The following is a 22,845-nucleotide window of genomic DNA, read 5'->3' on the forward strand; positions in this document are numbered from 1 at the left end:
GTCAGCCCTTCATCTGCGCGACCGGAGGCGCGCTCTCGTCACCGGTCAGGGTCTTCTGCGCGGTGGCCGTGAAGGTGGTGCCGCTGCCGGAGAGCTTGGCCTGGTACATCGGCTGGAGCAGCGCGTGGTCCTCGGCGCGGATCTTCATCGTGCCCTTGACGCCCTCGAACTCCCAGCCCTCCAGCGCCTTGATCATCTTGTCCACGTCGTCGCCGCCCTCCTGCACGGCGCGGACGACCATCTGCGCGGCGGCGAACCCGTCCGGGTGGAACAGGTCGAGCGTGCCGCCGGCGACCTTCGCCTTGGCGGCCTTGGCCGCCTCGGTGTCGCTGGCCCCGTCGAAGTAGTGCGACAGGAACGAGATCTTGCTGCCGGCCGCGCCGAACGTCGGCCAGGAGGCGCGGATGTCCAGGCCGGTGACGACCGTGGTGGAGGCGAGGACGCCCTGCTGGTCCAGCGTCTGCCACATCGCGCCGGCGGTGGTGCCGGCCCAGGCGACGAAGAGCAGGTCCGGCTTGGCGGCCTTGATCTGGCTGGCGAACGGGGTGAACTCGGTGGCGCTGGCCGGTGCGCGGACGCTGCTCACGGTCGCGCCGGCGCCGCCGATCACGGCCTTGACGGCGGCCTCGTTCGCGTCGCCGAACGCGCCGTCCTGGGCGAAGACGACGACCTTCTTGCCGGCCGCGTCGCCGATGAACGACTTGGCGGTCGTCACGTCCTGCCACGACTGCCGGCCGGATCGGAACGTGTACTTGTTCGCGCCGGTCACCGCGTCGGTGGCGGCCGGGCCGGAGATGAACAGGACCTTGTTCTGCGCCGCGATCGGGGCCACCTGGAGCGCGACGCCGGAGGAGGTGGACCCGGCGATGATCTTCGTACCCTTGCCGATCATGTCCTTGGTGGCGGACACGGCCTTGGCCGGGTCGCCCGCGTCGTCGGCCTCGGTCACCTCGATCTTGCGGTCACCGACCTTGCCGGTGCCCTTGGTGGCGAAGTCGAGGCCGGCCTTGAACCCCTCGATGTACTGCTTGCCGTAGCTGGCCAGCGGCCCGGACTGGGAGTAGACCAGACCGACCTTGACCGGGGCGGCGTCGCCGCCGCCGGATGCGGTGTCCTGCGGGCTGCCACAGGCCGTGGCGGCCAGAGCGACCGCCACCGAGGTGGCGGCGGTAAGGAACACCCGTCGCGTGTGCCGGATCGTCATTGCGACTCCAGGTGAGGACAGGAGGATTGTCAGTTGTCGGCTCACGCTAGAAGTGACGTCACCCACGGGCTATGTGGTCGGCGCACACAAGTGCCCGGGACGGGATGGCCGCACGTTACAACGTCGGACACCACCACGTAACCCCGCCGACTCGGGATGGCCCGCCCCACCACGCGAGGTGCGGCAGCAATGTCGGCCCGGGCCATCGCCGGACCGCCCGCTCACCGCTCACCGCCCGCCGCAGTCGCCGTCGTGCTCGGCCGCCTGTGGGCAGCGCCGGCCGCCGTCCAGCACCCGGTCACACCAGACCCAGTGGCGGAGGGACTGCTCGTCCTCCCGCGACACGGTCGTCCCGGCCCGCTCGACGTCGGCCAGGAAGCCGAGCGCGCGGCAGATGGCCCTGGCGAAGCCACGGGCGCCGTCGAGGTCGGCCGCGAGCACCGGCAGGTGTACGACGAACCGCTCCCGGCTCACCGGTACGCCCCCGGGGCGAACCGGGACTGCCAGGCGCGGAGCGCCCGCTTGATCCGGCTGTTCTCCTCGGCGCACCGGGCCGCGTCGTGCCGGGCCAGCGCCAGGTCTCCGGCGACCCGGTGCAGGAACGCGTGCACCTCCGCCGGGTCGAGTCCGCCACGCCGCACGGTGCGGAACCGCCGCTCGCGGATCTGCCCGACGCTCAGCGGTCGGCACGACTCGGAGCGGTACCAGCCCTCGTTCGGCGCCCGGCCCCCACGAGGTCGCCGGGCCGGTTGGAACAGGTGGAGCACGTTGCGCACGAATCCTCCTCGCCAGCCGTGGAGGCGACCCGCCCGCAGACAGGGGACGCGGGCGGGTCGCCGGCCCCGCGACCGCAGCCTCGTTCGGCGGTACAGCCCCGGAGCCCAATCCGGGTCCGACCCCGCGGTTTGCCGAACCAACCGGAGTCCTCACCATGCCCACAGCCGAAGCGCCCTTCCGCCTGATCGCCAACGACATCGCCGCGAGAATCAGGAGCGGTGAGTTGAAGCCCGGCGACAAGCTCCCCTCGACCCGCGAACTGGCCGAGACCTACGGCGTCCACATCAACACGGCCTATCGCGCGATGTCCCTGCTGCACGACCGTGAGCTGATCACCGGCCAGCCCGGCCGTGGCACCTACGTCGCCGAACCACCGGGACAGTAGCCCTCAGGCCGACTAGCAACTTGATGACGTGACCGACTCGCGCCCAGCCGATCCACCCACGTCATCAAGTTTGTAGTCGTCGAGAGGGGCACCGCCCTCCCGCCACCGCCTTTCGAGCTGATAACAGATCCGACTCATCACCCCGCCCGAGGCGGGGCGTGCCTCGGTGTAAGGAAGGGCCCCTCATTAACGCCTGCGGTAGAGGAAGGGCCCCCTATTAACGCTGGGGCCTGGCGGCCGGCGGGGGGTGAGTTGAATCTGTTATCAGCTCTAAAGGCGCTGGCAAGTGCAGCCGCCTCCCCCGGGCAGCGGGCAGCGGCGCGAGGCGGGCGACTGCGGCAGGCGGGCGGGCGAACGCAGCTGGCGGGAGGGCGGACGCGGCAGGCGGGAGGGCGGACGCGGCAGGCGGGCGGGCGGGCGAACGCGGCAGGCCGGGGGGCGAGCGAACTCGGCAGGCGGGGGGCACGTCGGGGTGCCCGCGCGAACGCGGGCACCCCGACGGGTGAGCGGGCGTCAGCGGCCGGCGCGGGCGGCGACCGCCGTGTCGGGCTGGTCGGCGAACGCGCCGTCGAGGCCCAGGTCGAAGAAGAGTTCGTACTCGGACGTGATGTCGCCGCGCGCGTTCGGGTCGGCGCCGATCCGGAGGTCCACCGGCAGGAACTGGTTCTCGGCCCGGAAGGTCCACGCGTGCACCACCAGCTTGAGCCGGTGCGCGTCCCGGATCACCGAGGTCGGCGCGAGCAGCCGGCCGGTGGCGTCCCGGGGCACGATCAGGTTCTTGTTCAGGCCGACGCCGTCGGCGTACCGGGACACCCAGGCCAGGCCGGCGGCGGTGGCCAGGTCGGCGTAGGTCCGGCGGTCGCCGGCGGCGACGAAGTCGTAGGGCGCGCCGGTCGCGTCCATCAGCTGGACCAGCCGCACGTCGATCATCCGATCGAGCTTGCGCAGGTTGGCGGTCTCGAAGCTCTGGATGAAGACCGGGTCGTCGCGGTGGGTCAGCCGGTTCTTCCGGAGCACCGCGACCAGCGGCTCCTCCAGCGCCCGCCCGATCGAGGCGAAGTAGGTGGGGTGCTTCGTCTCCGGGTAGACGCCGATGGTCCGGCCCCGCGCCTTGGACTCGGCCCGGGCCAGGTCGATGACCTCCTGGAAGGTGGGGATCTCGAACCTGCCGTCGAACGCGGTGTTGGCCACCCGCACCAACGGCAGCCGTTCCTTCGCCCGCAGCGTCTTCAGCTCGGCCAGCGTGAAGTCCTCGGTGAACCAGCCGGTGACCGCCACCCCGTCGATGGTCTTCGTCGCCTTGCGGGCGGCGAACTCGGGGTGGGCCGCCACGTCCGTCGTACCGGAGATCTCGTTCTCGTGCCGGGCGACCAGCACGCCGTCCTTCGTCGAGACCAGGTCCGGCTCGATGAAGTCGGCGCCCTGGCGGATGGCGAGCCGGTAGGCCTCCAGGGTGTGCTCCGGGCGGTAGCCGCTGGCACCCCGGTGACCGATCACGATCGGCCGCTGGGTCGCGCGGGGGCGCTCGGCGTGGTGGTCCGGGCCGGCCTGGGCGGCCACGGCCGGCACCACCACGGCCGCCGCCGCGAGCAGCGCGCCGGCCACGCCGAGGGCGGAAAGGGTACGTCGCAACGCCGTCTCCTGTCGTCGATGGGTACGCACAGCAGACCGGTCCCGGTTGACCGCCAGTTGGTCGGTTCCTGACCTGCCGGTGAATCTCCGGACGGAAGATGACGTGGTGCGCCGCCTGCTCCGCAAGCCCGTCCGGCTGGTGCCGCTCGGGTTCCTGGTGGTGATCCTGATCGGCACGGGGCTGCTCATGCTGCCCTGGGCCACGAGCGAGCAGCGCTACACCTCGTTCGAGACCGCGCTGTTCACCTCCACCTCGGCGGTGTCGGTGACCGGCATGGCGGTCACCGACACGCCGAACTACTGGAACGGCTTCGGGCTGGCGATGATCACCGTGCTCACGCAGCTCGGCGGCCTCGGCATCCTGACCGGCGCGTCGTTGGTGATCCTCGCGGTCTCCCGCCAGCTCGGCCTGCGCAACCGGCTGCTCGTCCAGGCCGAGACCGCCGAGTTCGGCCTCGGTGACCTACGCCGGCTGCTGCTGCGGATCGCGGCCACGGTCTTCGTCACCGAGGCGCTGATGGCCGCCGTGGTCGGCGCGCGGCTGTGGCTGGTCTACGACTACGCGCTCGGGCGGGCCATCTGGTCCGGCGTGTTCCACTCGATCCAGGCGTTCAACAACGGCGGCTTCACGCTCTACTCCGACGGCCTCGTCGCCTTCGCCCGCGACCCCTGGGTGACGTTGCCGCTCTGCGTCGGCGCGATCATCGGCGGGCTCGGCTTCCCGGCGCTCTTCGAGGCCACCCGGGAGTGGCGGCGTCCGGCGCGCTGGGCGGTCGCCACCAAGCTGACCGTCTGGGGCAGCCTGGTGCTCATCGCCGTCGGCTTCGGCTACCTGCTGCTCGCCGAGTGGGGCAACCCGTACACGATCGGCACCTACGACGTGCCGGGCAAGGTGCTGTCGACCTTCGGCCAGATCGCGCTGAGCCGCACCGGCGGCTTCGACCTGATCAACGTGGCTCGGCTCACCGAGGAGAGCTACCCGATGTTCGTCGGCCTGATGTTCATCGGCGGCGGCAGCGCCAGCACCGCCGGCGGCATCAAGGTCTCCACGTTCTTCCTGCTCGGCTTCGCCATCTGGGCTGAGCTGCGCGGCGAACCGGACACCACGGTGGGGCGCCGCCGGGTGGCCTCGGCCAGCCAGCGGCAGGCGCTGACGGTCGCCCTGCTCAGCGTCGCGCTGGTCACCGCCGGCACGGTCGGCCTGATCGCGCTGACCGCGCACGTACGCTTCTACGCCGCGCTGTTCGAGGTCACCTCGGCGTTCAGCACCACCGGGCTCACCGTCGGCCTGACCCAGCAGTTGCCGCCGTCCGGGCAGTACGTGCTGATCGCGCTCATGTACATCGGCCGGGTCGGCCCGCTCACCCTCGGGTCCGCGATCGCGTTGAACACCCGGCGACGCCTGTACCGCTACCCGGAGGAGCAACCCATTGTCGGCTAGACGTTCCGAGGACACCGGCGTCGCCGTGATCGGCCTCGGCCGGTTCGGCTGTCACCTGGCCGGCTCACTGGCCCGGCTCGACCACGAGGTGCTGGCCGTCGACCGCGACCCGGAGCGGGTCCAGCGCTGGTCCGGCGAGCTGGACCGGGTGGTGCAGGCCGACGCCACCGAGGAGGCGGTGCTGCGCCAGCTCGGCATGGCCGACTTCCCCCGGGTGGTGGTCGCCATCGGCGCGTCGGTCGAGGCGAGCGTGCTCACCGTGCTGGCCCTGACCGAGCTGGGCGTACCGCAGATCTGGGCCCGGGCCACCTCGGAGAAGCACGCGAAGATCCTGCACTCGGTCGGCGCGCACCACGTGGTGTTCCCGGAGGCGGAGACCGGCGAGCGGGTGGCGCACCTGATCGTCAGCCGGATGCTCGACTTCATCGAGTTCGGCGACGACTTCGCCATCGCCAAGATCCGGGTGCCTCCGCCGCTGGTCGGGCGCTCGCTGCGCGACCTGGCCCCGCAGGACCGGTACGGCGTGATGGTGGTCGGCGCCAAGCAGCCCGGCCAGCCGTTCCGCTACGCCGAGCCGGAGACCGTGCTGGAGCGGGAGAGCGTGCTCATCGTGGAGGGCAGCATCGCCCAGGTGCAGCGCTTCGCCGCGCTGGCCTGACCGTCACCCCTTCGGGCCCTTCGAACCCTTGTCCTTGTCCTTGGCCTTGTCCTTGCCGTGCTCACCCCCCTTCGGCCGGTCTACTTCCCTTTTCCCTTCGGGCCACCCTTGCCCTTCGGCTTCGCCGGCTCGGCCTTCGGCTTCGGCGCGGGCTTCGCCTTCGCCGTCCCGCCCTTGGCGGTCGTCTTGGCGGTGGTCTTGGTGGCCGGCTTGGCCGGCGGCTTGGTGGTCGGCGCGACGGTGATCGGCACCGAGCCGGCGATGCCCGACACCTGCACCCCGCACGTGCGTCCGCCGATCGTGAACTCCACCGGCAGCGTGTTGCTCCCGCTGTAGCGCCCGGCCAGCGTGACCTTGGTCGACGCGCCCGGCGCCAGCACCGGAGTCGTCGCCGGGGCGGTGACCGACACGGTCCGCCCCACCTGGCGTACCGGAGGTTGGGCCGTGGTGATCGCCTGCTTGCCGGGGAAGCTGAAGCTCATGGTCCAGTCACGCAGCTCGCGGGTGCCGGTGTTGGTCACCGTCAGCTCGGCCGAGAAGTCCTTGCCGGTGTCGCGGCGGAGCGAGTAGTCGACCGCGCACGGGGTCGGCTCGGGCAGCCCCATCCGCGCCTCGGTCGGCTCCACGCCGCCGCTGGCCGGGCTTCGCGACGTCACCCCCCACATGGTGGCGGTGACCGCGATCAGGCCGGCGGCGGCCACCCCGGCCTCCACCCGGCGCCGCCGCACCGCGGCCCGCCGGGTCCGGGTGCGGACCACCGAGAACGGCAGCGCGTCGGTCTCCGCCGACCAGGGCAGGATCGTGGTGCCGGCGTTCTCCATCAGCGCCGGGTCGACCCGGCCGAACGCCGGCGACACCGGTACGACCGCCGCGATGCCGGCCGCCTCGGCGAGGGTCCGGGCCACCTCGGTGGTCGGCGGACGGTCCTCGGGGCGCTTGGCCAGGCAGCGCTGGACCAGCTCGGCGACCTGGGCGGGCAGCCCCGGCACCGGCGGCATCGGGTCCGGATCCCGGTACATGTGGGCGCGGAGCATCTCGGTGGTGGTGCTGGCCTGCCACGGCAGCCGGCCGGTGAGCATCCGGTAGAGCAGCAGCCCCACCGCGTACACGTCGGTGGCCGGCGAGACGTGCCCGTTGTCCAGCCGCTCCGGGGCCAGGTAGGCGGGCGTGCCGAGCAGCGCGCCGTCCGGCCCCTTGTCGCTCTCCCCCACCAGCGCCGAGATGCCGAAGTCGACGACCTTCACGCCGGTCGGGGTGAGCATGACGTTGCCCGGGGTCACGTCCCGGTGCACCACGCCCCGGGCGTGCGCGGTGGCCAGCGCCGAGGCCACCTCCGCGCCGATCGTCATGGCCTCCCGCCAGGGAAGCTGCCCGTCCCGGCCGAGCCGGCCGCTGAGCGGGCCGCCGTCGACCAGCTCCATCACCACGTACGGAACCGTCAACCCGACCTGGATCGACTCGCCGTAGTCGTACACGTTGGTGATGTTGGGGTGGCAGAGCCGCGCGGCGGCCTGCGCCTCGACGCGGATCCGGTGCCGGAACGCCTTGTCACTGGCCAGCCGGGAGGCGAGCACCTTGACCGCGACCTGCCGGCCGAGCACCTCGTCGTAGCCGCGCCAGACCACCGACATGCCGCCGGCACCCAACTGCTCGACCAGCCGGTATCGCTCACCGAGCAGTTGCACGCCGTTCCTGACCGGTCCACCCATGGTCGGTCCTGTTGCCCGAAGTCGACCCCCGTACACCTCAGCGGTCGGAATCGGTCAGGAAAGTCACCCGTTCAGGCGGTCGCCAGGAGTTGGTCCACCGGCGCGTAGTCGTCGGTGAGGACCTGCGCGTCCCCGACCCACTCGGCGGTGCGGGCCTCGTCGAGCAGCTCGGCCGGCTCCGGCAGCAGCTTGAGCCCGGCCGGGATCCCGGCCAGCGGCAGCGGCACGTCCGAGGCGATGATCAGGAAGTTCGCGCCCTGCCGACCGGCGACCGCACCGGGCGGGGCGATCAGCGCGACGTGCTCGAACACCGCCGAGACGGTGGCCAGCTCGGCCCGGATGAACCGGTCCGGCGGATAGTCGATGACGTTCTGCACGTAGACGCCGTCCGGGCGCAGCACCCGCCGGACGTCGGCGGCCATCTCGCGGGTGGCCAGGTGCCAGGGCACCACCAGGTGGCCGAACGCGTCCCCGACGATGAGGTCGCGGCTGTCGGTCGGCTCGCCCCCGAGCAGCACCCGCGCGTCACCCACCCGGGCGCGCAGCTGCGGACCGGTACGCAGGCCCAGCTCCCGCTTGTCCAGGTCGACCAGGCCGCCGTCCAGCTCGAAGACCAGGTTGTCGGTGCCCGGCCGGGTCGCGGCCAGATAGTGCGGCACGGTGAAGCCGCCGCCGCCCAGGTGCAGCGCGTCCACCGGCTGCCGCGCCGGTCGGGCCAGGTCCGCGACCAGGCCGATCCACTGCGTGTACGCGTACTTCAGGTGGGTCGGCTCACCCAGGTCGACGTAGGAGTGCTCGGCCGAGTTGAGGTAGAGCGTGCGCCCCGCCGGCCACTGCGGGTCCACCTCGACCCGCGCGCAGTGGTAGGCGGTCTCCACGTCGCACGGGTTCGGCGCGGCGGCGGTGAGCCCGGCGGCGGAGAGGCCGAGCAGCGCGAGCGCGGCCTTGGCCCGGCCCGGGGCCGACGGGCCGCCGCCGGAGCGTCGCCGCAGCCAGAAGCCGAGCGCCAGCCCGGTCGCCCCGAGCACCGCGGCCAGCGCCAGCACGATCACCGAACTGGGCAGCGCGGCGACCAGGATGAAGCCGGTGCCCAGCGTGGCCGTGATGCCGCCCAGCGTGCCGATGCTGGAGAGCTTGCCGACGACCTGGCCGGTCCGGCGCAGGTCGGCGAGCTGGAGCTTCACCACCAGCGGGGTGATCCCGGCCAGCAGCGCCGCGGGCAGCAGCACGGTCACCGCGGTCAGCAGGAGCACCGCGCTCGCCGCGCCGCCGCGCAGCACCTCACCGGCGTAGCGGACGATCGGCAGGGTGACCGCGGTGGCGATGCCGGCCAGCACCAGCGCCGGGGCGATCATGGTGCGCGGGTCCCGCCGGTCGGCGAGCCACCCGCCCATCCACGCCCCGTACGCGATGGCGGCCAGCGCCATGCCGATGACCGAGCTTGTCACCTGGAGCGTCACCCCGACGTACGGGCCGACCAGGCGCAGCGAGACGGTCTCCAGCACCAGCACCGCACCGCTGGAGAGGAAGACCAGGAACGCGGCGAGCCCGTTCGGCAGGGCCCGCGGCGGGGCCGTCGTGCCGGCGGTCGGCTCGGTGATGACGTCGGACGATGTGCTGCTCACCGTCGCGATGGTACGCAGCGTTCCTGGGCCACCGGGTCAGTACATCGAGATGTGAACATGGTTTGTGTGGTCGGCGGCCGGGCTGCCGCCGCCGCTGTACGCCCGCCAACCGGTGTTCGGCATCCAGATCTGGCGGTACCAGATCACGTACATGATGCCGAGCCGGTTCGCGTTGTTCTTGGCCCAGGCGGCGAGGCTGTCGCCGTACGCCTTGTCGCCGCCGGTGGCCGTGCGGTCCTCGAACCCGTCGGTGGCGGCGGCGAAGTCGCAGGCCCGGCCCTTGGGATGCTCGCCGCCCCCGCCGCTGCGGTGACACGACGCGTAGCGCTTGTAGCCGGCGGCCTTGGCCTGCTGGAGCATGTGCAGCGTGCGCGGCGTGATGCAGCCGGACGCGGGGGTCGGGTCGTCCACCGAGCACGACTCCGACGGCCACGAGCCGTCCGAGTTGCGCGGCGCCGGCTTGGCCGACGAGGACCCGCCGCTGAAGCCGGAGCCGGCCCCGGAGCTGACCTTGGCCAGCGCGACCTCGGCGTCCTTCTTCTTGCGGGCCAGCACGGCGAGCTGCTTCTGCTGCTCCCGCACCTCGGTGTCGATGGCCAGCTTCGACTCGGCCGCCTCGGCCTTGGCCCGGGCCAGGTCACCCAGGCGCTTGCTGTCCCGCTGGGCCATCGTGTCCAGCTCGGCCGCCCGCTTCAGGAAGTCGTCCGGCCCGGAGCTGGCCAGCAGCATCGACGCCTCGTTGAGCCGACCCAGCCGGTAGGACTGCACGGCCACCTCACCGGCCTGCGCGGTCAGCCCGACGAGGCGCGCCTCGATGTCCTTGAGCTGGGTGGCCAGCGCGGCCTGCCGGCGCTTGGAGTTGTCCAGCCGGTTCTTGGCGTCGATGTGACCCTTCGCCGCGGCCTCCAGCGCCGCCCGCAGCTGCTTGCTGTCGCCCTCGTCGGGGGCGTTCGGACTCGGCGCGGCGGCGGCCGGGCCGGCCACGGCGAAACCGGCGCCGAGCAGCACGGCCGTCGCGGCGAGCAGCGCGAGCAACGACCGGCGGACACGCCGGCCGGTGAGGCTGGTCCTGGGCACTGTTGGTCCTTCCGTCGACCGCCGGCCCCCCGAGTCGACCGTGCGCGGCGGCGTCTCCGCCGGCGCCGGGCGGCGGCCTGCTGGCGGAGACCGCCGGTCACGATACCGGACCGTGCGCCCCACGCCAGGCCGGCGAGGGCGCGGAGCGCGTAACGTCGACGCAGCGTGTCGCGGTCGTCGCCCAGCGCCGATCAGCGGGACAGCAGCGCCGCGTACACCTCGTCCCAGATCTCCTCGCTGGCGGCGACCAGCAGGCCCCGGCCCTCGTCGGCCGGGTGGTAGTCGGTGCCGTCGAAGCGGCGGGCCACCCCGCCGGCCTCTCGGACGAGCAGCGTGCCGGGGGTGTGGTCCCAGGGCAGGGTGCGCCAGAACAGCACGAACTGCTGGGCGCCGGTGAGGATGTCCAGGTATTCCCGGCCGGCGCAGTGCTGGCCGGGCAGCAGCTCGCCGAGCCGCCGACCGCCGGCCTCGACGTCGCGGCGGAAGTCCGCCGGCAGGAACTTCGTCATCGCGGTGCCGCGCAGCGCGCCCGCCTCCGGCGCCGACCCGGCGGCCCGCACCGGCGTGCCGTCCAGCGTCGTGCCCGCGCCGAGCCGGCCGGCCGCCATCGTGCCGTCCAGCGGGTCGTAGACCCAGGAGGCCACCGGTACGCCGTCGGTGAGCAGCGCCACCATCAGCGCGAACGGCTGCCGGCCGGCGGCGAAGTTGGACGTGCCGTCGACCGGGTCGACCAGCCAGACGTCGCCGGTGCCGTGCAGGTGCCGCAGCAGGTCGGGATCGTCGGCGACGGCCTCCTCGCCGACCACGACCGAGCCGGGGCGCAGCCGCCGCAGCCCCTCGGAGATCAGCTTCTCGGCCTCGCGGTCGGCGACGGTCACCACCTCGCCGGGCGCCTTCTCGGAGATGTCGGACGCGTCGAGCCGGCGGAACAGCGGCACCACGACGTCGGCCGCGGCCTCCCGCAGCAGCGCGGCGACGTCGTCCAGCAGCGGGTCAGCCACGCGGCGGCAACTTGACCACGCTGACGAAGAACTCGTCGATCTGGCGGACCACCGAGATGAAGCGCTCGAAGTCCACCGGCTTGGTCACGTAGGCGTTGGCGTGCAGTTGGTAGCTGCGCAGGATGTCCTCGTCGGCCTGCGAGGTGGTGAGCACCACGACCGGGATCCGGCGCAGTTCCTCGTCCTTCTTGATCTCTTCCAGCACCTCCCGGCCGTCCCGGCGGGGCAGGTTGAGGTCGAGCAGGATCAGGTCGGGGGTGACCGCGTCCGCGTACTGGCCCTCGCGACGCAGGTAGGCCAGCGCCTCCGCGCCGTCGGAGACGACGGTGAGGCGGTTGCGGAGCTTGTGCTCCTCGAACGCCTCCTGGGTCATCAGCACGTCGCCCGGGTCGTCCTCGACGAGCAGGACCTCGATCGGGCTCTTGCCGTCCGCAGGCGCGGTCATCCCACCGTCTCCTTCATGCCACCGTTTGTACCGTGTCCGTCCGCCCGTGCGGGCGACTCCTCGCGTACCGGGCCGTCCGGCTGAGTGGCGACCTCGGGGGCGGCGTCCTCGACGCCCTCCCCGGTCGACGCCCCGTCCCCGGTCGACCCCTCCACCGGCTCGGTCGCCTCCGCTTGCTCGGCGGCCGCGGCCTCGTCGGCCGCCCGGGCCGCCTCGATGTCGGCCTCCAGGGCGGGCAGCGTGAACCGGATCGTCGTGCCCTCCTCGGCGTCGGTGTCCACCCAGACCCGACCGCCGTGATATTCCACGATCTTCTTGACGATGGCGAGCCCGATGCCGGTGCCCGGGTAGGCGTCCTTGGAGTGCAGCCGCTGGAAGATCACGAAGATCTTGTCGGCGAACTCCGGCTCGATTCCGATGCCGTTGTCCCGGCAGCTGATCTCCCACTCGCCGTCCACCAGCCGGGCCGACACGTGCACCTTCGGCGTCACGTCGGGGCGGCGGAACTTCACCGAGTTGCTGACCAGGTTGACCAGCAGGTTGGTCAGCAGCGGCTCCTCGCCGCGGATCGTCGGCATCTCGTCCCAGGTCAGCTCGGCGTCGGCGTACTGCCGGGCCGCCTCGGTCTGCCCGGCCACGTCGCCCATCACCTTGTTCAGGTCGACCTCGGTGAAGCCGGTGGTCAACCGGCCGATCCGGGAGAACGCGAGCAGGTCGTTGATGAGCCGTTGCATCCGCTGCGCGCCGTCCACCGCGAACGCGATGTACTGGTCCGCCCGCTCGTCGAGCTGCCCGGCGTAGCGCCGCTGGAGGAGCTGGCAGAAGCTGGCCACCTTGCGCAGCGGCTCCTGGAGGTCGTGCGAGGCCACGTACGCGAACTGCTCCAGGTCACGGTTGGAGCGGGTCAGTTCCTCGGCCTGCTTCTGGAGCTGGCTGTTGACCCACTCGATCCGCTCCCGCGCCTGGCGTACCTCGTCCAGCTCCTGGGCGATCTTCTGTCGCATCAGGTCGATGTCGTCGGCGAGCCGGCGGAACTCGGGCGGGCCGGACCCCTCGATGTGGTGCTGGTAGTCGCCCTCGGCCACCTCCCGCACCTGGCCGACCAGCCCGGCCAGCGGGCGGATCAGGATCCGGTCGAGCGAGAGCAGCATGACCGCCCCGGCCACCGCCACCACCAGGGCCGCGATGATCAGCAGCACCACCAGCACGTTGCTGGTGGCGTTGACCCGGTCGGCGGTCTCCTTCCGGACGGTGAGGACCTCGTCCTGGAGCGTCGTGACCGCGCCCCGGATGCCGTCGAACTGCTGCCGGGTCTGGTCGGTGATCAGCGCCTGCCCGGCGGCCGGGCCGCTGCGCTCGGTGGTCGCGATCACCGGCTCGGCGACCTGGCTGCGCCACTGCGCGGTCCGCTGCTCGACCACGCCCAGCTCCCGGCGCACGTCCGGGTAGTCGGCGGAGAGGTCACGGATGGAGGCGATCAGGGTCTGCTCGCGCTGCACGCCCTCCCGGTAGGGCACCAGGTCGTTGCGGTCGCCGTTCACCGCGTAGCCGCGCACCGCGGTCTCCTGGTCCAGCAGGACGCTCATCAGCTCCTGCGCCTGGACCCGCAGCGGGCCCGTCTTGAGCAGCACCGCGTCGATGTTCTGCCGGTTCTTCGCGGCGACCGCCGCCTCCGCGGCGGCCAGGCCGAGCAGCAGCACCAGCACCACGCCGAGGAGCGCGACCACCCGCCGCCGCAGGGTCCACCCCTGCTGGTACGCCTTCACCGATCCCACTTTCGCTCGTCCCTCGCGCTCACCGGCCGCCACCCCGGGTGACCAGCAGCATCGCCACGTCGTCGGCCAGCGGGCCGCCGTTGATCTGCTCGGCGCGACCGACCAGCCAGGCGGGCAGCTCGGCCAGCGGCACCGCCCGGTTGGCCGGGTCGGCGAGCAGATCGGTCAGGCCCGGCACGTCGAGCCGCTCGTCGCCACCGTCGACCCGGCCCTCGATCAGGCCGTCGGTGTACATCAGCAGCGACCAGTCGTCGGTGTCGAACTCCAGGTCGAACGCGACGGGGCGACGGGGTCGGACGCCGAGCAGCAGGCCGCCCTTGGCCGGCACCGGGGCGACCTTACCGCCGCTGAGCAGCAGCGGCGGCGGGTGGCCGGCGAGCCGGACGGTGGCCCGCGCGGACGCCAGGTCGAGCCGGGCGGTCGCCACCGTCGCGAAGATCTCCTGGAGCCGGCGCTCGCTCATCAGCACCTGCTCCAGCGCGGGCAGCACCTCGTCGTCGGGCACCCCGGCCAGCACCAGGGCCCGCCAGGCGACGCGCAGCTCGACGCCGAGCGCGGCCTCGTCCACCCCGTGGCCGCAGACGTCGCCGACGATCAGGTCGATCCGGTCCGGCCGGGTCTGCACCACGTCGTAGAAGTCGCCGCCGATCAGCGCGGCGTGCCGGCCGGGCCGGTAGAACGTGTGCACCGCGACCTCGTCGGTGGTCATCAGCGGCTGCGGCAGCAGGCCGCGCTCCAGGCGGGCCGACTCGGCCTGACGCAGCTCCACCTCGCGCAGCCGGCGGGCGTTCTCGTCGGCCCGCTTGCGCTCCACCGCGTAGCGCAGCGCCCGGGTCAGCAGGACGCCGTCCACCTGACCCTTGACCAGGTAGTCCTGCGCGCCCTCGGCGACCGCCACGATGCCCAGGTGCTCGTCGGAGCGGCCGGTCAGCACGCAGACCGCGGCGCCGCTGGCCATCTCCAGCACCCGGCGCAGCCCGTCCAGGCCCTGCGCGTCCGGCAGGCCCAGGTCGAGCAGGACGCAGTCCACGCCCATCACCCGCTGTCGGGCCTCGCTGAGGCTGGTCGCCACCAGCAGGTCGATCATCGAGTTGGTCTCGGCGAGCAGCTCGCCGACCAGGAAGGCGTCGCCCTCGTCGTCCTCGACCAGCAGCACCCGCAGCCGCTCGCCCGGCGGGAGGCCGCCGTGCAGCCCCGCGCCGGCCCGGGGCACGACGACGGAGCCCGGCACGCTGCTCCCCCCGTGCGGCCGGGTCACCGCCGCGAGGCGCGGGAGTTCGCTGGTGATGTCGGGCTCCTTCCGGGCGCCGTGGGCGATCCAGGCTAAGACAAACGGTCGCACACCACACGACCGCCGTCGGCACGGGTCGGCGGTGAACCCCTTCCACCCGGACAGCGGCACGGCCGACCCCCGATGTTACGCCGGGAGCGGTGCCAGGGCGGCAAGGCACCGACCGGGTGGTGCCGCCGCGAGGCCCGGGGGTGCAGGATGATGCCCACCCCCGTAGATCCACCCCGAGGAGTCCCCGTGGGCGCACCCCCCACCCGCCCCGCCGACCGGGCGTTGGCCAAGCCGCGCCGCCGGTTGCCCGCCGCCGTCGCCGCGCTGGTCGCGCTGCTCGCCGTCGGGGCGGGCGTCCTGCTCGACCTGTCCACCCCGGCGCCGCGCCCGGCGAGCGCGCCGGCCGACGAGTTCAGCGCCGCCCGGGCGTACCGGAACGTGGAGGTGATCGCCGCCCGGCCGCACGTGGCCGGCAGCGAGGCCAACGACCGGGTACGCGAGCACCTGGTGGGCACGCTGCGCGGGCTGGGCCTGGATACGCAGGTGCAGGACGCGGTCGCGCCCGAGGCCGGGCAGCTCAGCGGCGCGGCCGGCGGGGCGACGCTGGCCCGGGTCCGCAACGTGGTGGCCCGGCTCCCCGGCACCGACCCGACCGGCAGGGTCTTCCTCGTCTCCCACTACGACTCGGTGCAGACCGGGCCCGGCGGCAACGACGACGCCGCCGGCACCGCCACCATCCTGGAGGTGGCCCGGGCGCTGGCCACCGGCCCGCGCCCCCGCAACGACGTGGTCTTCGTGCTCACCGACGCGGAGGAGGCGTGCCTGTGCGGGGCCGCCGGCTTCGCCGCCGACCACCCGCTGGCCGCCGACGGCGGGGTGGTGCTCAACCTGGAGGCGCGCGGCTCCACCGGCCCGGTGATCATGTTCGAGACCTCACGGAACAACGCGAAGCTGGTGGACGTCTTCGGTCGGGCCGCCCCGCACCCGGTGGGCACCTCGTTCGCGGTGGAGATCTACCGGGCGCTGCCCAACGACACCGACTTCACCGCCTTCCTCGACCAGAAGTTCATCGGGCTGAACTCCGCCTACATCGACGGCGGGGCGATCTACCACACGCCGCTGGACGTGCCGGCCCGGATGGACCGGGGCAGCCTCCAGATGCACGGCGACAACGCGCTCGGCCTGGCCCGCGAGTTCGGCCGCACCGACCTGGGCGACCTGCGCGCCGGCCACGACGACACCTACTTCCCGGTGCCCGGCGGCCTGGTCCGCTATCCCGGCTGGCTGACCCTGCCGCTGGCCGTGGTCGCGCTGCTCGCGGTCGGCGCGCTCGGCTGGCTGCTGCGCCGCCGCGGGCGGGCCACCGCCGGCACGCTCGCCGCCGGCGTCGCTTTGACCCTGGTGCCGCTCGTGGTGGCCCCGCTGGGCGCCTGGCTGCTCTGGACCGCCATCACCACGGTCCGCCCCGGATACGCGGAGCTGCTCGACCCGTACCGTCCGGTCTGGTACCGGCTCGCCGTGGTGGCGCTCGCCGCCGCGGTGCTGCTCTGCTGGTACGCGCTGAGCCGCCGCCGGGTCGGCCCGGCCGCCCTGGCGTTCGGCGGGCTGACCTGGCTGGCCCTGTTCGGGGTGCTGCTCGCCGTGCTGGTGCCCGGCGGGGCGTACCTGACGACAGTGCCGGCGCTGGCCGGCGCGGTCGCCGCTCTCACCGCGCTGGCCACCCGGCGCGACGGCCCGTGGCCGGTGGTCGCGGTGACCCTGGCCGCCGCGGTGGCCGTGGTCATCCTGCTGCCCACCGTGGTGCTGCTCTTCCCGGCGCTCGGCATGGGCATGGGCGCGGTGGCCGCGCTCGTCGCGGTGCTGCTCGGCCTGGCCGCGCTGCCCGTGGTGGACCTGCTGCACCCGCAGGCGGGCGGCCAGCGGGGCCTGCTCGCGCTGCGGGCCCGCCGGCTCGGTGCGCTGCCCGCCACGGCCGCCGCGCTGGCCGCGGTGGTGCTCGCCGGGGTCGGCTTCTCCGTGGACCGCTTCGACGCCGACCACCCCGTGCCGACCCACCTGATGTACGCGCTGGACGCCGGCACCGGCAAGGCGGCCTGGCTCAGTCACGAGGAGGCGCCGCAGCCCTGGACCGACGGGTACGTCGACCGGAGCGTCTCGGTCGCCGACGACTTCCCCGGCCTGGGCGACGGCGAGTTGCGGGCCGGGCCGGCGCAGGCGGCGTCCCTGCCCGCGCCGAAGCTGGAGACGCTCGCCGACACCCGCGCCGGCGACCAGCGGACACTGCGGGTGCGGGTCACGCCGCAGCGGCCGGTGCGGCTGCTGACGCTGCACGTGGACACCACCACCGCGACCGTGCGGGCCGCGTCGGTGGCCGGGCGGGAGGTGCCGGTCAAGGCGCGCGAGGGCCGGTGGGGCTTCGGGATCGTCTTCCACGCCCCGCCGCCGGAGGGCGTCGAGGTGACGCTGACGCTGGCGACCACCGGCGGCGGTCCGGTGAACCTGCGCGCGATGGACGCCAGCGACGGGTTGTCCGCGCTGCCCGGGTTCCGGGCCCGGCCGGCGGGCGTGGGCGTGGTCGGCTCGCACAGCTCGGAGATGCTGGCGGTGGCACGCACCTACCCGCTCTAGCGGCGCGGCCCCCGTCGGCGTCAGGTGCCGGCGGGGGCCGCCACCGCCTGCTCCGCCGCCCGGCTGACCCGCTCCCAGCCCGCCCAGGTGTCCATCCGCCGGCGGGAGATGTCGAACGCCAGGTCGTAGACCATGCTGCCGAGCAGCAGCCGCAGCGGCGGGTCGTCGCTGTCGACCAGGTGCCGCAGCGCCTCGGCGGCCAGCCGGGGTTCGCTGTCGACGGAGCCGGCCGCCCACTGTCGCTCCAGCTCGGCGCGCAGCGGCGCGTACGCCTCCACCGGGGTGGTGGTCGTCATGCTGGTGTAGAGGTCGGTCCAGTAGCCGCCGGGCTGCACGATGCTGACCTTGACGTCGAAGGCCGCAGCCTCCATCGCCAGGGCCTCGCTCATGCCTTCCAGCGCGAACTTGCTCGCGCTGTACATGCCGGTGCTCGGGAAGCCGGCGAGGGCGGCGATGCTGGAGACCTGCACGATGTGACCGGACCGTTGGGCGCGCAGGTGGGGCAGCACGGCCTGGCTGACCCACAACGCGCCGAAGACGTTGACCTCGAACTGGGCCCGCGCCTCGGCCTCGGTGTACTCCTCGATCATGCCCATGGACAGGGTGCCGGCGTTGTTGACGACGACGTCGAGCCGTCCGAACCGCTCGACCGCGGTGGCCACGGCGGCGAAGACGGCCGCCCGGTCGGTGACGTCGAGGGGCAGGGTCAGCAGCCGGTCGCCGTGCCGCGCGTGGACGGCGTCCGGGGTGATGGTCCGGGCGGCGGCGACCACCCGGTCGCCCCGGTCGAGCGCGGCGTCGACGAAGGCACGGCCCAGGCCGCGGCTGGCGCCGGTGATGAACCAGGTGCGGGGGGTGGCGTCGGACGGGGTCGGCATGCGAGGGCTCCCTCGATCAATGAGACGAGACGGTCCGTCTCGTTACTGGCCCGAGGCTAGCCCGACCCCACCCCTCCGTCAAGACGAGACGGTTCGTCTCACTGATAGGATTCCGCCCATGACGCCGCCGAACACGGCCCGCCGGCGGGAGACCTCCCGCCGCGCCATCCTCACCGCCGCCTTCGACCTGCTCCAGGAGGTCGAGTACGCGAAGCTCAGCATCGAGGGCATCGCCGCCCGCGCCGGCGTCGGCAAACAGACCATCTACCGCTGGTGGCCGTCCAAGGGTGCGGTCGTCCTCGACGCCTTCCTCATGCTCAGCGAAGGCGCGGAGGGCGAGCCGATCCGGCTGCCGGACACCGGCGACCTGACCGCCGACCTGACCGAGGTGCTCCGCGCCACCGTCGTCGAGCTGACCGATCCCCGGTACGAGCAACCGATGCGCGCGCTCGCCACCGAGATCGCCCACGACCCCGATCTGGCGGCGACGTACGCGCAACGACTGGACGGGCCGCTGCGGGAGGCCAAGCGGCAGCGCCTGCGCAGCGCCCAACTGGCCGGGCAGATCGCCGACGACCTCGACCTCGACGTCGCGGTGGACCTGATCTGGGGGCCGTTGTTCCAGCGCTGGCTCCACCGCGGCGGACCACTCACGACCGACTACACCGACCGCCTCGTCGCCACCGCGCTCGACGGGCTACGGCCCCGCCGCTGAACTTTTCTCCGCCGGGATGTCGAGGAACGGCCGGTCGGCTTCTACCCCCGGGTGAAAGCTGGTTCACGCGACCCGAGGAGCACACGATGAGCAAGGTGACCACCGGCGCGACCATGTCCCTGGACGGCTACGTCGCGGACCCGTCGCACGGCGGGTTCGCGCACCTCTTCCAGTGGTACGGCAACGGCGACGTGGAGGTGCCGACCGCCAACCCGGAGATGACGTTCCGGACCTCGGCGGCCAGCGCCGCGCACATCCGCGCCCTGGTCGAGCGCACCGGGGCGCTGGTCGTCGGCCGTACCCTGTTCGACCTGACCAACGGCTGGGGCGGGCGGCACCCGATGGACAAGCCGGTGGTCGTGGTGACCCACCGGGTGCCGGACGGCTGGGAGCCCGAGGGTGAGTCGTTCGTGTTCGTCACCGACGGCATCGAGGCGGCGATCGCCCGGGCCCGTTCCCTCGCCGGCGACAAGGAGGTCGGGGTCAACGCGGGGACGATCGCCCGGCAGGTGCTGGAGGCCGGGCTGCTCGAGGAGGTGCACGTGGACCTGGTGCCGGTGCTGCTCGGCGACGGGATCCCGTTCTTCTCCGGACTGGGCATCGCGCCGGTGGAGTTCGACGGGCCGTTCCGGGTGGTCGAGGGCACCGGGGTCACCCACCTGGCCTACCGAGTACGACGTCCGGCCTGATCGACACCAGCTCGCCGAGGGGGCGGGGTCCGCGTGACCGGGACCCCCACCCCCTCGTCCCGCCTGCGGGTGGCCGCCGGATCGTAGGGTCACGGGCGTGATCGACACGATCTCGACCGCCGTGGCGCGGCACCGACGTCCCGTCCTGACGGTGGGCCTGCTGCTGGCCGGCGGGAACGCCGTCGCGATGGGGTACGCGCCCGACCTGGCGCGAGCGGTGCTCCTCCCGGTCCTCGCCCTCGCCCTGACCGCCCTGGTCCTGGCGATCGTCACGCTGGGAAACCGGCCCGCCGCGCTGGTGGTGTCGCCGCGGCCACCGTCCTTCACCCCACCGGTGGCGGGGTGGCGAGTCCTGCTCACCCTGGGCCTCCTCGGACAGGCTTCCACGACCGTCGGCTCATACCTGCGCTCCGCCGAGGCGGGCATCGACACCACGGTCGACGCCGTCCTGGGAGTGCTCTGGCTCGGGCTGATCGCGCTGCTGGTCCGGGCGGCGTGGCGCGGGCACGACGTGCGGTTGGACCCGGAGGGCGTACGCGTGCAAGGGCTCCTCGGGTCGCGCACCGTCCCGTGGGAGGCCCGGCCGGCCGCCGGCACGACCCGCGACGCCGGCCGGTCGCCGATGCGGCTCCCACTGACCATCGCGAACCCCGAGCTGGTGCGGCGGCACGGCCTGGTGGTGGGCCGCCGCGCCAGGCTGCCCGTCGACAGCGTCGACGCCCGCTTCCTCACCACCGTGATCAGCCACTACGTCGCCCACCCGCAGCACCGCCCCGCCATCGGGACGCCGGACGAGTACCGGCGCCTGCTCACCCACCTGCGCGGGGCCGCCGGTTGAAACGAGTGTCGCCGGCTGTGCGGACGCGGTCCAGGAATACCCGGTCGCCGGGCGCATACCCGCTCGCTACGCTGCGCCGCATGCGACTGGAGACGATCACCCCGGACAACTACGAGGCGGCCCTCGCGCTGTCGGTCCGCCCAGACCAGGAGGATCTGGTGGCACCGGTGGTCAAGTCGCTGGCCGAGGCGTACGTCTTCCCGGAGCACGCCTGGCCGAGGGTGATCTACGACGGGGACCGGCTCGTCGGCTTCCTGATGGCGTTCTTCGACATCGCGTGGAATGACCGCCCGGACGACGTACGGGCCGGTCTCTGGCGGCTGAACATCGCGGCCGACGCGCAGGGCCACGGCTACGGCCGGTTCGCCGTCGACGCGGTGTGCGCGGAGATCAAAGCCCGGGGCGGCGACCGGGCGTACGTCACCTGGGAGCCCCGGCCCGGCGGACCGGAACCGTTCTACCTGAAGCTGGGTTTCCGGCTGACCGGCGAGCGCAGCGGCGGCCAGACGGTCGCCGTCCGCGACCTCTGACGCACGAGAGCGGCCGTCAGGCTACTTCCAGCGGAAGTGGACGAAGAGGCGGCCGAAGTTCTTCGAGTCCTTCTCGACCCGGTGGTAGAGCTGCTTGACGTCCTTCTGGTCGAGGAAGCGCAGCACCTTCTTCTTGAGCGCGCCGGAGCCCTTGCCCGGGATGATCTCCACGAGCGTGGCCTTCTTCGCCACGGCCTCGTCCATGATCCCGCGCAGCGCGCGGTCGATGTCGTGGCCCTTGTTGTAGATGTCGTGGAGATCGAGCTTCAGCTTCACCAGTCCATCCTAGGTACGTCGAAGGGCAGCCCACCCGGGCTGCCCTTCGACGGGGCTCAACGACCGACCTTGCCCTCCACCCGGCGCAGGGCCGTGGTGTAGTCGGTGTTCGTCGAGTACATGGCCGCCGCGATCCGCAGGTGCCGCAGCGCGTCGGCCGGCCGGTTCATCCGCTCCAGCGTGCGGCCGAGCACGTGGTGCGCGTAGTGGTCGCTCGGGTCCCGGTCGACCAGCTCGCGCAACTGCTCCTCGGCGCGGTTGAGCTGCGCCGACTGGAAGTACGCCCGGGCCAGCAGCTGACGGACCGAGGAGTTGTCCGGCTCCGCCTCGATGATCGGTTCGAGCAGCCGGGCCGCCCCGGTCGGGTCCCCGGAGTCGAAGAACATGGTCGCCCGCCGGTACTCCGCCAGAAGGTCCACTCGACCCACCTCCTCGTGTCGCGTCAGCCCTTTGTCCGACGCTGGCACAACACCGGCGCGAGCGCGAGTGTTCCACGGGGTGAAGATCAGGGGGTCGGGTCGTACCGGTCGCCCACCAGGTCCCAGGCCCGGACACCGCCGACGATTCCAGCCGTGTTCGGGACGACCACGACGTCGTCCCCCATCCGCGCCACCTGCTCCGGCCGGATCAGCCGCGAGTTGCCCCCGCCGAGATAGAGCCGGTCCCAGCGGAACACCGGCCGCAGGCCGTCCACCACCTGCCGGATCCGCCGGGACCAGAACGCGTCGCCCAGGCGCCGCCGCTCCGGCTCCCCCACGTACGTGTCGTAGGTGGTGTTCCAGCGCACCGGCGCGTGCGACAGCTCCAGGTGCGGGGCGAGCACCCCGCCGTCGAAGAGCGCGCTGCCCAGCCCGGTGCCGAGCGTCAGGACCAGCTCGCAGCCGGTGCCGGCGACCACGCCGGCACCGTGCACCTCGGCGTCGTTGAGCACCAGCGCGGGCACGCCGAACGCCTCGGCCAGCGCGCCGCGCGCGTCGTACCCGGACCATTCCGCGACCAGGTCCTGGTCGACGCGGCTACGCGGCCCGGAGCGGGTCACGTAGTGCGGGGTGGCCACCACCACGCCGTGCCGGATCATGCCGGGCATGCCGACGGTGAGCCGGTCCGCCGCGGGCAGCCGGGCGCCGAGATCAAGCAGCGTCGTCACGAACAGGCTCGGGGGCAGGGGGTACGGCGTGGGCACGCGCAACGGTCGGGCCCGCATGGTCCCGGCGGCGTCCAGCACGGAGGCCTTGATCCCGCCGCCCCCGCAGTCGATCGCCAGTGTGGTCGCCACGGCT

23 protein-coding genes are annotated in these 22,845 nt (G+C 73.1%); 8 read left to right on the top strand and 15 right to left on the bottom strand.

Annotated elements, in window-relative coordinates:
- Position 1: 1 nt before the first annotated feature.
- From ACN27B_RS06250 to ACN27B_RS06260, 3 genes are all read right to left on the bottom strand, one after another.
- A complete protein-coding gene (locus ACN27B_RS06250) occupies positions 2–1,204 on the bottom strand; it encodes a substrate-binding domain-containing protein (protein WP_091569564.1) in 1,203 nt (400 codons plus the stop codon).
- Between the two features lie 228 nt (positions 1,205–1,432).
- On the bottom strand, positions 1,433–1,678 hold the full coding sequence (locus ACN27B_RS06255) for a hypothetical protein (protein ID WP_099163589.1): 246 nt from the start codon (positions 1,676–1,678) through the stop codon (positions 1,433–1,435).
- Entirely contained in the window at positions 1,675–1,980 is a 306-nt protein-coding gene (locus ACN27B_RS06260; RefSeq protein ID WP_099163588.1) for a DivIVA domain-containing protein, read from the bottom strand. Before ACN27B_RS06260 ends, ACN27B_RS06255 begins: the two co-directional genes overlap by 4 nt.
- A gap of 155 nt (positions 1,981–2,135) precedes the next feature.
- Between ACN27B_RS06260 and ACN27B_RS06265 the strand changes: the two genes are divergently transcribed.
- Positions 2,136–2,366: a GntR family transcriptional regulator gene (locus tag ACN27B_RS06265; protein WP_099163587.1), complete on the top strand. Its 231-nt coding sequence runs from the start codon at positions 2,136–2,138 to the stop codon at positions 2,364–2,366.
- A gap of 513 nt (positions 2,367–2,879) precedes the next feature.
- Here ACN27B_RS06265 and ACN27B_RS06270 read toward each other — a convergent pair.
- Complete coding sequence (locus ACN27B_RS06270) at positions 2,880–3,998, bottom strand: glycerophosphodiester phosphodiesterase (protein ID WP_422743870.1); 1,119 nt, start codon at positions 3,996–3,998, stop codon at positions 2,880–2,882.
- Between the two features lie 106 nt (positions 3,999–4,104).
- On the opposite strand from ACN27B_RS06270, the gene ACN27B_RS06275 reads away from it, so the two are divergent.
- A complete protein-coding gene (locus ACN27B_RS06275) occupies positions 4,105–5,439 on the top strand; it encodes a TrkH family potassium uptake protein (protein WP_422743872.1) in 1,335 nt (444 codons plus the stop codon).
- Positions 5,429–6,097 carry a potassium channel family protein gene (locus tag ACN27B_RS06280; RefSeq protein WP_099163585.1) on the top strand — a complete coding sequence of 223 codons (669 nt, stop codon included), beginning with the start codon at positions 5,429–5,431 and terminating at the stop codon, positions 6,095–6,097. Before ACN27B_RS06275 ends, ACN27B_RS06280 begins: the two co-directional genes overlap by 11 nt.
- Before the next feature lie 80 nt (positions 6,098–6,177).
- Here the strand turns inward: ACN27B_RS06280 and ACN27B_RS06285 are convergent, their stop codons facing one another.
- The 7 genes from ACN27B_RS06285 to ACN27B_RS06315 form a co-directional block, all read right to left on the bottom strand.
- Positions 6,178–7,806, bottom strand: a complete 1,629-nt coding sequence (locus ACN27B_RS06285) for a serine/threonine-protein kinase (RefSeq protein WP_099163584.1) — start codon at positions 7,804–7,806, stop codon at positions 6,178–6,180.
- 71 nt (positions 7,807–7,877) lie between these two features.
- Entirely contained in the window at positions 7,878–9,431 is a 1,554-nt protein-coding gene (locus tag ACN27B_RS06290; RefSeq protein WP_422743875.1) for a fused MFS/spermidine synthase, read from the bottom strand.
- Between the two features lie 36 nt (positions 9,432–9,467).
- Positions 9,468–10,508, bottom strand: coding sequence for a coiled-coil domain-containing protein (locus ACN27B_RS06295; RefSeq protein ID WP_099163582.1), 1,041 nt, complete (start codon positions 10,506–10,508; stop codon positions 9,468–9,470).
- A 191-nt stretch (positions 10,509–10,699) separates the two neighbouring features.
- On the bottom strand, positions 10,700–11,509 hold the full coding sequence (locus tag ACN27B_RS06300) for an inositol monophosphatase family protein (protein ID WP_422743878.1): 810 nt from the start codon (positions 11,507–11,509) through the stop codon (positions 10,700–10,702).
- A complete protein-coding gene (locus ACN27B_RS06305) occupies positions 11,502–11,954 on the bottom strand; it encodes a response regulator (RefSeq protein WP_091569521.1) in 453 nt (150 codons plus the stop codon). The genes ACN27B_RS06300 and ACN27B_RS06305 overlap by 8 nt, the downstream gene beginning before the upstream one ends.
- Positions 11,951–13,720, bottom strand: coding sequence for a sensor histidine kinase (locus ACN27B_RS06310; protein WP_422745858.1), 1,770 nt, complete (start codon positions 13,718–13,720; stop codon positions 11,951–11,953). Before ACN27B_RS06310 ends, ACN27B_RS06305 begins: the two co-directional genes overlap by 4 nt.
- Before the next feature lie 28 nt (positions 13,721–13,748).
- Complete coding sequence (locus ACN27B_RS06315) at positions 13,749–14,960, bottom strand: PP2C family protein-serine/threonine phosphatase (protein WP_091576921.1); 1,212 nt, start codon at positions 14,958–14,960, stop codon at positions 13,749–13,751.
- 297 nt (positions 14,961–15,257) lie between these two features.
- On the opposite strand from ACN27B_RS06315, the gene ACN27B_RS06320 reads away from it, so the two are divergent.
- Entirely contained in the window at positions 15,258–17,639 is a 2,382-nt protein-coding gene (locus ACN27B_RS06320; RefSeq protein WP_422743881.1) for a M28 family peptidase, read from the top strand.
- 20 nt (positions 17,640–17,659) lie between these two features.
- Here ACN27B_RS06320 and ACN27B_RS06325 read toward each other — a convergent pair whose 3' ends face one another.
- On the bottom strand, positions 17,660–18,517 hold the full coding sequence (locus ACN27B_RS06325; RefSeq protein ID WP_422743883.1) for an SDR family oxidoreductase: 858 nt from the start codon (positions 18,515–18,517) through the stop codon (positions 17,660–17,662).
- A 118-nt stretch (positions 18,518–18,635) separates the two neighbouring features.
- On the opposite strand from ACN27B_RS06325, the gene ACN27B_RS06330 reads away from it, so the two are divergent.
- The 4 genes from ACN27B_RS06330 to ACN27B_RS06345 all read left to right on the top strand — a co-directional run bounded on the left by ACN27B_RS06330 (position 18,636) and on the right by ACN27B_RS06345 (position 21,289).
- Complete coding sequence (locus ACN27B_RS06330; protein WP_099163577.1) at positions 18,636–19,232, top strand: TetR/AcrR family transcriptional regulator; 597 nt, start codon at positions 18,636–18,638, stop codon at positions 19,230–19,232.
- 86 nt (positions 19,233–19,318) lie between these two features.
- Positions 19,319–19,921, top strand: a complete 603-nt coding sequence (locus tag ACN27B_RS06335) for a dihydrofolate reductase family protein (protein WP_422743885.1) — start codon at positions 19,319–19,321, stop codon at positions 19,919–19,921.
- Positions 19,922–20,018: 97 nt separating this feature from the next.
- The gene (locus ACN27B_RS06340; RefSeq protein WP_422743887.1) at positions 20,019–20,759 is read left to right on the top strand and encodes a hypothetical protein; all 741 of its coding nucleotides are present in this window, start codon (positions 20,019–20,021) and stop codon (positions 20,757–20,759) included.
- 80 nt (positions 20,760–20,839) lie between these two features.
- Positions 20,840–21,289, top strand: a complete 450-nt coding sequence (locus tag ACN27B_RS06345) for a GNAT family N-acetyltransferase (RefSeq protein ID WP_099163574.1) — start codon at positions 20,840–20,842, stop codon at positions 21,287–21,289.
- 21 nt (positions 21,290–21,310) lie between these two features.
- Here the strand turns inward: ACN27B_RS06345 and ACN27B_RS06350 are convergent, their stop codons facing one another.
- From ACN27B_RS06350 to ACN27B_RS06360, 3 genes are all read right to left on the bottom strand, one after another.
- A complete protein-coding gene (locus ACN27B_RS06350; RefSeq protein WP_013288724.1) occupies positions 21,311–21,565 on the bottom strand; it encodes a Smr/MutS family protein in 255 nt (84 codons plus the stop codon).
- A gap of 56 nt (positions 21,566–21,621) precedes the next feature.
- On the bottom strand, positions 21,622–21,984 hold the full coding sequence (locus tag ACN27B_RS06355) for a tetratricopeptide repeat protein (protein WP_091569498.1): 363 nt from the start codon (positions 21,982–21,984) through the stop codon (positions 21,622–21,624).
- An 86-nt stretch (positions 21,985–22,070) separates the two neighbouring features.
- Positions 22,071–22,841 carry an ROK family protein gene (locus ACN27B_RS06360; protein WP_099163573.1) on the bottom strand — a complete coding sequence of 257 codons (771 nt, stop codon included), beginning with the start codon at positions 22,839–22,841 and terminating at the stop codon, positions 22,071–22,073.
- Positions 22,842–22,845 lie beyond the last annotated feature (4 nt).

Origin of the sequence: Micromonospora sp. WMMD754, assembly GCF_049315235.1 — a bacterium.
GTDB lineage: Bacteria > Actinomycetota > Actinomycetes > Mycobacteriales > Micromonosporaceae > Micromonospora > Micromonospora sediminicola.